Origin of the sequence: Paenibacillus sp. alder61 (genome assembly GCF_020179875.1) — a bacterium.
GTDB lineage: Bacteria > Bacillota > Bacilli > Paenibacillales > Paenibacillaceae > Fontibacillus > Fontibacillus faecis.
Genome location: NZ_JAIUDG010000005.1, coordinates 50,385 through 62,985, shown reverse-complemented (window position 1 = coordinate 62,985; position 12,601 = coordinate 50,385). Strand labels below are relative to the sequence as shown.

At 55.9% G+C, this 12,601-nt stretch carries 10 protein-coding genes; 1 reads left to right on the top strand and 9 read right to left on the bottom strand.

The genetic code is table 11. The features are described 5' to 3' along the window. Positions 1-65 precede the first annotated feature (65 nt). Entirely contained in the window at positions 66-1,355 is a 1,290-nt protein-coding gene (locus LBW89_RS06590) for an XRE family transcriptional regulator (RefSeq protein ID WP_225038783.1), read from the top strand. Between the two features lie 422 nt (positions 1,356-1,777). Here the strand turns inward: LBW89_RS06590 and LBW89_RS06585 are convergent, their stop codons facing one another. The 9 genes from LBW89_RS06585 to LBW89_RS06545 form a co-directional block, all read right to left on the bottom strand. Continuing rightward, positions 1,778-4,063: a hypothetical protein gene (locus LBW89_RS06585; protein ID WP_148456142.1), complete on the bottom strand. Its 2,286-nt coding sequence runs from the start codon at positions 4,061-4,063 to the stop codon at positions 1,778-1,780. Positions 4,064-4,109: 46 nt separating this feature from the next. Continuing rightward, on the bottom strand, positions 4,110-4,910 hold the full coding sequence (locus LBW89_RS06580) for a hypothetical protein (RefSeq protein WP_148456139.1): 801 nt from the start codon (positions 4,908-4,910) through the stop codon (positions 4,110-4,112). Positions 4,911-4,926: 16 nt separating this feature from the next. Next, a complete protein-coding gene (locus LBW89_RS06575) occupies positions 4,927-5,994 on the bottom strand; it encodes an ankyrin repeat domain-containing protein (protein WP_148457336.1) in 1,068 nt (355 codons plus the stop codon). Between the two features lie 35 nt (positions 5,995-6,029). Beyond that, positions 6,030-6,878: a metallophosphoesterase family protein gene (locus LBW89_RS06570; protein WP_148456136.1), complete on the bottom strand. Its 849-nt coding sequence runs from the start codon at positions 6,876-6,878 to the stop codon at positions 6,030-6,032. Between the two features lie 24 nt (positions 6,879-6,902). After that, a complete protein-coding gene (locus LBW89_RS06565; RefSeq protein WP_148456132.1) occupies positions 6,903-7,964 on the bottom strand; it encodes a suppressor of fused domain protein in 1,062 nt (353 codons plus the stop codon). A 430-nt stretch (positions 7,965-8,394) separates the two neighbouring features. Continuing rightward, positions 8,395-9,198: a hypothetical protein gene (locus LBW89_RS06560; RefSeq protein WP_148456129.1), complete on the bottom strand. Its 804-nt coding sequence runs from the start codon at positions 9,196-9,198 to the stop codon at positions 8,395-8,397. Positions 9,199-9,377: 179 nt separating this feature from the next. Continuing rightward, positions 9,378-10,013 (bottom strand): RNA ligase family protein, encoded by a 636-nt coding sequence (locus LBW89_RS06555; protein ID WP_148456126.1) that lies wholly within the window; start codon positions 10,011-10,013, stop codon positions 9,378-9,380. 13 nt (positions 10,014-10,026) lie between these two features. Continuing rightward, positions 10,027-10,986 carry an AAA family ATPase gene (locus LBW89_RS06550; protein ID WP_148456123.1) on the bottom strand — a complete coding sequence of 320 codons (960 nt, stop codon included), beginning with the start codon at positions 10,984-10,986 and terminating at the stop codon, positions 10,027-10,029. 213 nt (positions 10,987-11,199) lie between these two features. Then, the gene (locus tag LBW89_RS06545) at positions 11,200-12,516 is read right to left on the bottom strand and encodes a PQQ-binding-like beta-propeller repeat protein (RefSeq protein ID WP_225038782.1); all 1,317 of its coding nucleotides are present in this window, start codon (positions 12,514-12,516) and stop codon (positions 11,200-11,202) included. Positions 12,517-12,601: the final 85 nt, after the last annotated feature.

The window sequence follows — 12,601 nt, the reverse complement described above, 5'->3', positions numbered from 1 at the left end:
TCTAGCAAAAAAAACTATGGTATACTTTGGGGATGACATTTAACGGAAAGGATGCACGAAGCCTGATGTTAAAGGAACGGATCGACTATTTGTGCAGAAAAAGAGAAATCGCCCGCAAAGAGCTGGTGGACGGCCTTGTCACACAGGCCCACTTCGCCAACATTTTGGCGGAGCGCTACCCGCTGCCCGAGGATTTGGCGGTGCAGATCGCGGGCCGGCTCGGCGTCACCCCCGCCTATCTGCTGGAGGCCTCGTCCGTCTCGGAAGAAACGCTGTCGCGGGCGGAAGCGGTCTTCGACCTGTTGTCACGGTCCGCTGCCACAATCGATGAACAGCAGATTGGCGAGCTCCCCGATAAGGACGACACCCTGACCGTCGAACTGACAACCGCCTTGATGAAAGCCGTCTATTACCGGCAGTTGAACAACACGATAGCCTATGATTATTTACACCGGAACTACCTAGACTTTTTCCTCGACAAGTATGGCCGCCCCGAAGGCAGCAGCGTGCCTCATCTGCCGACGCCGGCAAAAAAAGCCCTCCACTACTACCATATCCAGCTGTTCCGCTCCCAAGGCCGTTACGACGAAGCGCTGAACCAGTCGCTGCTTCTGGCGGAGACGATTGAACCCGGAACGGAAATCTGGTTGACGGCGCAAAACTTTATGTTGGAATCCTACATCTATTTAAAACAATTCGACCAGGCGAAGCGGACCTTCGAGCATACGTTGAAACACGTCTATGAACAACGTTGGTTCCATCGTCTGTCCGAACTCTATATCGCCTACAGCGGCTATAATTTCTCGGTCGGACTCGTTCAGGAGGCGCTCCTTGCCCTGGCGATGGCGGAAGCCAACCTGGTTTACGCCTCCAACCAAGGCGAACTGTTTCCGGCGCTGCTCAACAACCGGATCATTATGCTGATTCTGCTGGGCGAACATGACAAGGCCGAACAGGAAATCGCCCGTTACGAAGCGATGGCTCTCCGGGAACCGGAGGAGGTTCGGGCACAGTTCCGTCCGCTCATCCATGTATACCGCTGCGAGCTTGCCGTAAGCCGAAAGCAATGGACATTGCTGGAGAGCGAGATCGCCATGCTTGACCGAACCGCTCATAACACCGACCAGCAGATGTCCCTGCTGTTTTACCGCAGTCGGCTGTCGCTGGCCCAAGGCCAATACGACTCCTTCATGGAGCAGGCTTTGGCCTGCCTGCCCTATTACGAGTCGATCCGGCAGGCCAACCGGCTGGAGCCGCTGTACGAGGCGCTGGCCGTCGTCTCCGAGGAGCTCCGCAAATATAAGGACGCGGCGGCTTACTATAAGAAGCTCGTTCAGCTGTTGAGGAGCAAATAGAGCAAATAGAGCAAGTAGACCAAGTAACGGAGGCAGAGGCAGCAATCGCTCCCCCTGGCCGCCCTCTGCGGTATTTAGCGGCCTTTTGGGCCGCTATTTCGCCCCGATTTGCGTTTTCGGGAAGAATAGCGGCCAAAAAGGACCTTATTTCACTGATGCGGGTCCAAAAATCAGGTTTCGGTCAGCTTTCCCCTAAAATAAGGCCCCAAAAGACCGCTATTTCTCACCGAAGGGACGAATTCGACAAAATAAGGCCTCAAATGACCCTTATCCTCCCGCCAAGCTTCAAAGGGAGGCGATTACGGTTATTAATCCCTTCGGGTTAATGCAACACTAGTGCCAAAAAGGCCCTTATTTCCCTGATACGAGTGCCAAAATCATGTTTTGGCCTGCATTTTCCAAAATAGCGCCTCAAAAGACCCTTACATCGAAGAGTAATTGACGATGATCGCCTCCCGCGAGGCCTCGTCGTAAGCGATCCACACGTCGTCGCCGACCTCCACCCCGTACACCGGTTCAATCGTTTGGGTGATGCGGTAGACGACTCCGCCTCTTTCCGCCGTGATCGTCGCCAGCGGACGTTCCCCCAGCGTTCCGGCGTATTGAACCGCAGTCACCTTCGCCGCCCCCTGCTTACCTCTATGCAGCCGGACTTCCTTCGAGTAGTCGTCTTTTCTCATCGTGACGGGAAGAACCACGCCGGCTTTTACCGGCAGCTCTTTCGGCACAAACAGACTGTTGATCTTGCGGAGCCGCTCCGGTCCCTCGGTTAACATGACTTCGAACAGCATGAGCTTCCGTCCCCCGATCGCAATCGGGAATTCCTCCACCCGGAGCACTTCGCCCTCCATGGAAATTTGCTCCGCATGTTCGAAGCTGCCCCCGTCACCGTAACTGTAAAGCCGCACCGTCCCCTGGATCAGCGCCAGGGAAGCCCGTTCGCCGACGCGGTATTCGAACCCGGGAGGCTGCACCACCGGCACGGCATAGTCGCGGCCGTCGGCCGTAAAATGGAGTTGCAACGCCTGTCCCCGGTTCACCCTGCCGCATGCCTCGATCCGCCGCAGTACCGCGTTCTTTACGATCTCCGGTCCCGATTCCGGTCGCTGCCCCATGTCCTTAAGATCATCTTCCGTGATAAACACGGCCTTGTTCTTTTTCCGGTTATAGCTGATCATGACAGGATCTCCAACCTTGATATCGTTCAGGTACGAGATGACCTGTTTGATTTCAATCTCCTTAACCTGCCCCTCGTCTTCGAACCGGACGGTAAACCCGACCTGCGGTCGCTCGTTCACATAAAGGCCCGTTTCCCGCATATCGACGATCTTGCCCGGCAGCGCCACACCTTCGGCGATTTTTTTGGATCTTGTTCCCCTTAATAGGCGAGGAAGCAGAGCTCCGCTGAGGAAGGTGACAAACGGAATAAACAGCCAGACCACCCAGTTGATAACGAGTGCGTTGCCTTGCTTCACGTAATTCCAGAAGCTTTGAAGCGATAGGCGAGTTTCATTTTCCGCAACCACCCAGCTTCTGACCTGATCGCCCAGGAACACCTGGGCCTCCCGGCTTTTGACATTGACAAAGCCCGCCGCCGCATGCTCGCCGTTTACATAGTAAAGCATATCGCTGTCCGGTTCTTTGTGGAAGCCGGTATCCTCCCCTTTCAAATCCTCATAAGAGAGCTTTCCGAGCAAATCGGTGGCATCGCTGTATTTCCCGGTTTTCTCATTGAACACATAGCCCAGCACAGTCCCGTTCAGCTCATCTTCCGCCGTCGATCCGGCAATCAGCACCTCTTGGTCGTTCAGCAGAAAAACCTTGGCCTGATAAACCGGTTTGGGCGTCGGTACGGCGGCTCCCCATTCGCTCTTGGCCGCATTATAAAACACGGCCTTTCCGGGATAATCGCCATTCTCCCGGACCAGCTTCGCGTTGTTGAAGCCGAAGTGCTTGGCGAAACTCGCCCCGGCCCGGTCCTCCGCCTCGAACGTGTTCTCCTCCTTGTTCTGCAGGAGCACGAGCGGAAGCCCGTTTTTGTCCAAAATTCCGCTGACGAACGCGGTTCGGTCGTCTTTCAGGCTCACCGAAAAGATCGGAACCGCCTGATCGTTCTCAAAGCTGCGGTGAACTTCGCTCACACTGACAGGTCTCGCCGGAAGTAGATCGGGCTTATTGAAATTCGCAATTTGCAGCTTCCCGTCTTTCACCTGGGCCAGATAGAGCGCATCCCCTATCGTTTTCCCGGACACAATCAGCCGACCGCGCCACGAATAAGTCCCCGAGCCCATTCCCCCGGGGATGTGCACCGTTGATCTTGCCAGTTCTTCAACCTCCCCGGACGGGCGGATAAAGTTGATCCGCAGCCCGTTGCTGGTATTATACGTCGGTATGATCACACCGCCTTGCTGATATACCGCCGGTCCCAGTTCCCCGCTAAAGTCGGAATCCAGGACGAACTCCTTCAGCACATTTCCGGTGGCGGTATCAAACAGCCGAGCCGTAAACTGCTCTTCGCCGAGGTCCTTTTCGAAAACCCCCACCGCTTTTTTCCCCTCATCCAGCGCATAAACCCCTTTCGGAGTCGGCAGGTAATCATCGACATTCCCGACATAGCGGTTGTAATCGTTCCAGACGAACACGCTTAACAGAATTCCGGGTACAAAGAACACCAGATTCAACAGCGATATTCCCCGCATTTTTTTCACAATACAACCTCTCCCTTCCTAAAACACACGGCCGTCCCCAGCCTCCTTACAGATACGCTCCGAAATAGAACTCCGCCTTTTCCCTGGAATAACCATCCTCACCCCTCCAGGTGGCCATCGAGTTAAAGTCGGTGCCGCGGCCCCGTTCCTTCCGGTAGTCGTCTCCGGACTGCAGCAGTCCGGCGTATCCCCAGATTTCCATCACAAAGTCCCGTTCGTAGCCATTGGACGGAAAAACATCCTTCCAGCGTTTCTCCAACTGCCGAGCCGCTTCTTTGTCTCCGCAATCTTCCACCGCTTCAAACATGCGCCTAAGGATCGTCACGTCCTCCGCGATGACCGCGAATTCCTCCTCCTGCCCGGCGAGCAATTCCAAGTCCATCAGACAGTAGCTCAGCCAGTTTAAACGGACGCCTCCCCATTTCACACGCTCAAAATTAAGGACATTCCAGTCCTCATCGCGATATAGTTCGTTCGCCATCAGCCTTCTGTCGTTACAAGCGCTGCAAGTGGAGTAACTCGGCTGTTCGGCCGCTTGCGCCGTATAGGTATGTAAAGACAAGTCGTACGTTAACGCATAGCTGGACAGGGCGCTGCGCAAATAAACTTTGCGCGTGGATAAACTGTGCAGGAAGGCGCGTACGACTTTCTCTTTTGTAATCGACTTCTCGTGCAGCTCTCTAAGCCGGCGAATGCACTCGTCATGCGAGATCGTCACCGGGTCGAACATAACGCCTTTGCTCTTCGCATACTCGAAATCTTCATCCGTACAGAGAGGACCGCCCGCTCTCCAGCGGCCGGAACTCCAGTAGGTGTTCAGCAATATCTTTTTGGCCTTCGCATCCATTGCCTTACGCCTCCGTTCACTCAAAAATCCGCTCCACATAAAGTCCGGGGTTTGCCATAAATTCTCCGTATTTCGCCAAAGGCGCGTATTCCTGATGCTCCACGTCATAGTAACCGATCATTTTGGAGCCGGGATGCCAGACGAGAAGGATATCGCTGTAATTGTCCAGCTCGGCGGACAGACGCAGCAGCTTTTTACGGCCGTGCTTCATCTCAATCGTGTCGGTCAGGCTGAAGAAATCGATATAATTCACATCGTATTCGTTATCCGGCAAGGCAAGACGGAGCTCATCCCCGCTCAAAAAGGCCACCAGCTCCGCCGGAAGATGATAGCTTTTGAGCGTATGCAGCTTGATGCTCCGGTCATGAAACTCCGGCGGCTCCAACGCTTTGAAAAACTCCGCCATATCGCGGTTTTTCGCCGCTACGGCGATCGTATACGGCCGCTCGCCATTCTTCTCGGCCAGGGTGACATCCGCCCCGCGCTCGACCAGATAGCGGACCATGGCCATGTTTCCGTTTCTGGCCGCAACGGTCAGCGGGGTCGCACGGTAAGGGTACACCATGTCCGGTTCGTTGTAATTGATATCGACCCCGTGGTCCAGCAAATATTCGACGATGTTCAACTTATGGTCGGAAACGGCGGTGCGCAGCGTTTCGCCTCCGTGCTCCCGTAGGTCGAGCCCCAGCTCGCGGATCAGCGGAATATGGCCTGATTTTCCGTAGTAGGCTTCCTGATAAGCCCCCGAGCCGACATGGTTCACCAAGTCGATTCGGGCCCCCTGCTCCCGGACGAAGCGGACGGTCTCCTCCCGGCCGTACCGGACCGCCAGCAGAAAGGCCGGATTTCCCGGTTCGTTCAGCTCCGCTCCGTGCCGCACCAGCAGCTTTACAATCTCCAGCCGATCCATAATCAGGGCCAGATCCAGAGGGGATAGCTTGATACGGGTCCCCAACTTTATTTTTTCTTCCAAATCCCATCCATCCGCCAACCTCGTCTCTATCGCCGCCACATCCCCTTCGTAGATGTATAGCGCCATTTCCGGCAAAGTTTCAAATTTCCCTTTATCCCTGATCTTGTACATCATGATCCCCTCTCCGCCATAAATTTGGCCAAACTTTATTCCGCCGCCGTAAAAACCAACACCCGCCCGTCGGTATTGATGACCTGCGTCCCGTTGCCGAGCTCCGCCATGGGCCGATCCCAATGGATATGTCCGCAGCAGACCAGCAGAGGCGGCGCGGCCTCAAGCTCCCGCCGGATTCCCGGATGGCCGGGCAGCCCTAGGGCCGGTACGTCCGGCCCCTGATGCAGCAGCAGCATATCCGGACCGCGGCGAAGCAGGTTTTTCAGCGCGGCCAAAAAATCCGCCTCGGGCATCCGGTTCGGCTTGCCGGCCCTCCCGGTCACGCCGCCCAAGCCGCCAACGACAAGGCCGCGGTGCGGGGCTGTCTTCGGCTCGGCATAGTAATCCACACCCGGGAGCGCCTCGAGCCTGGCTCTCCCCTCCGCTGTCAACAAATCGTGATTGCCCGCCACGCCAAGCACGGTGCCGAACTCCCGGCGGAACGCCTCCCATACCGGAAGCGGATCGCCGCTGGAGCCTCTTTGGCCCGGGTCGGCGTACAGATCTCCGCATAGGAGCACGACAGCCCGTTCGGGACTGAATTGCGGAAGGCAGTCTTCCAGCACCAAAGCCAATAGTTCAGGCAACTCCTCGCCGACCAGCCTGGGGGAACGCGTTCCTAATGGACCGTGTCCGGCCACCCCTTGAAGATCCGAGGCGACGATCAGCGCATCCACCTCGTCCGGAAGTCCGAGCATCTCCCCCAGGTAAACCGGCAAATATTCGTAGGACACCCCTTGGCTTCCGGGGGCGGCGGCGGTATAGGGCAGTCGCTCTATCGGTTCCTCCGCCAGACAGACCACCTTCAACTGCGCTTTGCCTGCGCTGCTGCGGGACTTCATAATGCATCACTCCTGACTTTCGGGTCACCCGATCGTAGAGACCACATTTCCATCCTGGTCCTTGATATGGGTTTTGACGACCTGAATAACCAAGCCTTTATAAGTAGATATCCGTACCGTCTCTTCTCTCGGCTGCAAGGTCCGCGACAGTTCTTCCGCCGCCGCTGCATCCAGCCTCAACCGTACCTCTTCCTCGCCCGCCTCGCAGCCGGTTTCTTCTCCCGGCTCCAGAACGACCCGCAGGTCGTGGCTCGCCAGGGTCAACTCCTTCCCTTTCAGGAGCCGGCCGCGCAGCAGCTTCGCTACCGTCGGCGCCTGCTTGGCTCCCAGCGTAAGCACCGCCGGCGTCTTGCTCAGAAGGCGATTCTTGCCGGCCTCCCAGGCCAATTGATCCACGAACAAAAAGCCGGTGCTTGAGCCGTCCCGCTCGATCCCTCGTTGGATCGCTTCGTTTACAGCGGGAATCTGCAGCAGGGAATCGCGCGACAAGTCGGTGATGTATCCCGGGAGCGCAGCCCGGCCGGCCTCCAATACGCTCAGCGTGCTCCATGTCTTCATCGCTTCCAGCTCATCCTCCGTAATTCCGATCATCTGCAGAAATTCAACCCGTCCGTTCGGAGTATGTACGGCAGGCAGTTCGGGATCTTCCATAAAAGCCAGGGCGGTCAGCAGGGTGTCCGCGCCCAGGCAGATCGGCCCGTTGGCGTCCAGATAATCGCCGGCCGCGAAAATATTCCCGCTGTTAAACACGTACCGCCCCATATTTTGCAGCAGGTTCAGCGCCCACATCGGAGGCTCCTCCTCGTCTTCCTTGCGCGCCACCCGAAACGTAAGCTCGAATCCGTAGCCGCTGTAATCGGGATCCTCCGATTCTTTTTCGTAAAGCTCGGAAAATCCGAATGTCACGATATGCCAATGCGGGGACGGCTGGTCCGCCTTATAGGCGCTGAGGCCGTCCAGCGGATCTTTTCCTCCCAGCATATAGGGGATCACCGTGCCGTAATGCTTGGGCTCCTGCGTCCCGTAAATCCTGGTCATCTGCTCCGTAATCGCATCCCATCCGATGGTCACTGCCTCTTCGCTCATCCTTTATTCCTCCAAGTCATTTTTTTGTTATATTTTGTTAAACGGGCACCTGCCCGAGATACCGAGAGTTTCTAAAATCCATGAAACGATGCCTAGTGTCCGTCAAATGTCCGTGTCGTCCGTCGAAAATCTCTGCAGATTTGCAGGAATTCTAATCAATGGTGTCAGATGGGGCACTAGTACCTATCAGACAACATGGATTAACGGGAAAACCTCCCGCTATTCTACCGTTCTTGGCCCTTGAATTGAATTTAACTGGAAAAGCTCCATCTATTTCGCGGCTCAATGGCCGATCTGCACAATTTCAGGCGAAATAGCGGGAGGTTTTCCAGCTAAATCGCCTCCCCAGCCGTATAGGCACCAAAATAACGGGAGGAATTCCCGTTAATAGAAACCAAGCCGTCGGATTACCAGCCAGCCCCCCACCTGTTCACGGCAGCTTACGCTTCGGCTTCTTCGGCACGACGGGTTTCCAGGCTATCGATATTCCGGCTTCGCCGCAAGCCTGGTTGACCGTGTCGAGCTGCTCCGTTTCCACCTCCCACAGCCAAAAGTCGTTCCCGAGCTCCGTCAGCTTTCCGTGCTCACGGCCGCTAACAATCCATTCCCCCAGCTTGACCCCGCCAATATCGATCTCAAGATGCCGATGGTTCACCAGGTTGCAAGGGTACACCATCCGGAGCATCTCCCCGGAATACCGTCCCTTTCCACCGTATAAACCGGGCGTTTCCTTGTTAAAGGCAAAGCGGTTTTCATACGGATACACGGCCGCCCCTCCATTCCCCGCGGCATATAAATAGGCGTCGGTCATCTTTTTGGCACTGTAAACCACGGCGTAACTAAAGCGGGGAAAACGCTTCACCAAGTTTTCGAGCCACGTTTTCAGCGGGGCGTACACTTCTTCCAGGGAGAACTCGCAGAACGCCGTCAGATGGGGAAATCCGCCGAACTCCCCGGTTTGCCGGCTGAAGGCCGCATGCCAGGGGACCGAGCCTTTTCGCTCGTGATAAAGCCAGTAGGCATCGCAATCGCCGCTCAACACCATCTCTTTCAGCCGGTCCGGGGCAACCTCGAACAGGTCGTGATCCCCTATGTGGTCCCCGTCGCTTAAAAGCCTGTAGTACGTAGCGGAGTTTACGCTGACGCCGATCGTCTCGAAAAAAGACCGGCCGATGTCCAAAGCCTCCCGCGCGGTAATACCCTCCGTATCGTAAATCGCAATCCCCGTACTCACGGCAATCCACCTCCGTTTTTTTTGAATAAATGATGTAAGTAATGGTTAATCCGTATTTCTTATGTATGATGCAAAATGGTGGGGAAATCGCATTCGTATTACATGGTAAACCCTCCTCTCAAAATTCTGTAACTCCGCAAAAAATGAACTAGACTCGCCGCAAACGAAGGCCGGCTGCTTTAGGATGAAGCCAATCCGTTCGGTTCAACGGGTTTGCTGAGCCAATGCTCGTCGGTTTGCACATGATTCTTCCGGACAAACTTGGCGACCGAGCGCTTGAAGTCCTCGTAAGGAAATTCGGAGGCCAGCCGGACCACGTAGCCCTCTTGCTCTCCGCCGCACCGCGACTGCTTCGTATAGCACGCCTTGGCGGCTTCCTCGCTCCAGATCCCGCGATACAGCACCGGAACCGACGGGATTCCGAGCTTCTCCGCCCAGGCTACCGTCTCATCCCACGACAGACAAATATTGCGGTCATCCCATACCGAGAAGAGCAGGTAATAACCGGGCAGTGCCGTATAGTACAGCGAGTGCTTTGCGTACACGTTTTCCCCGCACAACCGGTATCCTTCCGGGATCAAATATTTGATGCCGCCGTGGAGCGTCTTTACGTAATGGCGCGACGTGTGGTCTTTGCTGTCCAGCGATCTGGCGTGCATAAAGTCCCGGTACATCGTCGTGTTCTCCCCGTCCATTTTTTCCGTAATGACGACCTCCCGCCCCGTAAAATGATCCGTATTCCGCAAAATCTTGTCATCGTCGGTGTAGCTTCTGGACCACGGCAGGTGCATCGTTTTCGGGTATTTCACTTTCATTTCATCACCTCCTCTATTTGCCGAACGTGTCCGCTTCGGCGAAGAAATACAGCTCCGCAAGCATCCTGTCGCCAAGCAAATGATAGATTTTCGAAGCTCCGGCGTCTCCGCCGTGCAGAATCTCCATATGGAAGCTCACCAAATCGACCACATGCAAAATAAAATCGTCCCCGTACCCAAGTTCCTTCAGAACGTGGCAGGCGATCGCCGCGGATACATGCTCGTGTCCAAAATACGAGTAATAGCCCCGGTTCGGCTTCCAGACCTTGCAGAACGGCTTGCCCGCGTCATGAAACAAGGCGGCCAGCTGCATTTCCAGCAGGTATTCCCCTTCGTAAAAAGCATCGACATATTCCAGAACAGCCTGAGTATGCTCGGACAACGTTTTGGAATGATAGGGATTCTCCTGGTCAAAGTGCAGCATCGCTGCAAAATAGGGAGAACTCCGCAAATAGGCAAACAGCTCGTCATGGCCCGGTTTTCGCGCAAGCAGCTGTTCCAGCCCAGCCCTCTCCAGCCCGGTTTCCGCGGGCGTACGAACGAGGTGCAGCTTGTCGAAACCTTCGGCTAGCACGGGAAACTCGAAGTTCTTTGCGTACTTCTCCAGCACCCGGTCCTCAATTTTGCGTTTTCGCTGCTGCACCCGTTCGCGGGCCAGCTCGTAAGGCGTGGTAAAAATATGGCATTCCACCGGAACCGCCTTGAATCGCTTTACAAACTGCATCCGCCGGTCCCTCGCTACGTTCGTCGCGTCAAACACGACGTTTCTCCCGGACGCCAGCGCCCGTTCGATCTCGGCAAAGGCTTCGTCAAAAATGCGATAGGTGTTTTTTTGCCGGGTTTCGCTCCCGAACAGCCTTTCCCGGATCGCATCCGTCGCCACCAGCACGGCTCTTTCCCGTTTGCAGCATTCTTTCGCATAGTGGCTTTTGCCGCTGCCCGGAATACCGGCCAGCATATGAATGGTACTCATCTTCATCACCTCCTCTCCAAGGCTTGATGTCTCAAGTATATCAACCCGCTTTCCTGTGCAGAAGGTATTTGCGATGAAACAAAAAAATCGGCGGTCTAATGGATTAAACACATTAAATCGCCGATTCAACAAGGGTATGCAGCTTGCTTTCCGCAAAATTTACGTGCCAATTCTGAAATAGAAAACCATCATTCACTTTTTTTATTGTATGGATTACCAGCGCAGCGGCTCCTGGTCCCGCCACAGCATCCAGCGGTCCGTTTCCAGAATATCGGCCGTTCCGATGCTGTATTCGCTCTTTCGTCCGCTGTCCAGGTCCAGCAGATGGAGCATGCCCCCGTACGTGCCGACGGCCAGCATCTTATCGTCCGCGGTTACCGTCATGCCGAAGATCGTACTGCCTACGAAATACCGCCAAATCTCCCGGCCATCGCCGTCGATCAACTTGAGATAGCCGTAGGCGTCCCCGAGAATAAAGCCTTGCTTCAAAGACACGCCCGCATAGACCCGCATCTCTTCATTGGTCAAAGGCCACTCCGCTTCCCTGTCGCCGAGCCGCCCCTGACCGGACTCCGCAAACGGCACTCGGATCGTCGCCCCGTTATAAAAGTGACAGGCATTGTACCACACTTCACGGCCATCCTTTGAAAACCGGGCAAAGTGCGGGTAGCTGGACGCCGGTTCGAAGGCGTAGACCTCCCCGCTTTGCAAATCCTTCAACATATGCGAGCTTCCCTGCGTGCCGTAAGCCAGCCACCGGCCATCGGGCGAGACGTCCCCGTGAACCATATCCTCAATGGTATCTTCCGCTTTGTACTTGAGGAGGTCCGGGAGTTCGGGATAGAGCAGCTCGGCCTTCCCCTCGCTGTCCAACAAATAAACCCCGTACCCGCAAACGAGCAGCAGCTTCCTCCCCCCATCAAAAGGAATCACCTCGTCCATCACGTTCTCGGGATGCGCTTCATCGGCCAGGGATTCCAAATCCGGGATCGCCGCCTTCAGCTTGCCCTGCACCTCTTGCCAAAGGTAGACGGCTACGCGTTCGCCTTCCGTATCGGCGGTCATGCCATGAACCACGCGAATGCCTTCCTCATCGACCAGAGCGACGTATTCGCCGTCCCGCGATCCTCCGGCGAAGCACGCGCCGGATACTTCGCCGAGCCCCTCCTCCCGGGCGACATAAAGCGTCCCCCGTTCCCGCTGGCCGCCGACATGCACCAGCAAGCTGCCGTCCCGCAAAAAAGCCAGCGGTTTGACCGGCTGGAGCCGCTCCTGAAACTCGGAGGTAATCGGCCAGGATGCCGGCGGAATCTCCTCCCGCAGGCGCTTCGTCTCCCCGGCCCGATTGGCGCCGCGAATCATGCCCAGGATCTCTCCCGCGAGGCTGCGACGCTGGTCCTCCTCCGGCGGCGTGAGATCTTCCGGCCAGTCGGTTTCCATGCCGACCCGGACATATTCGTTGATGTCGGAAGCGTAGCGTTTCCCTTCCGTCCGCCACCGTTCCGCGATTTCTTGATTCAACCAACTCATCGTATCAATCTCCTTATGTATCGAACTATTGATTTGCATGTAGGGCAGCCGTGTGAAATGTTCTTCCGATCGCTGTTGCTCCCAG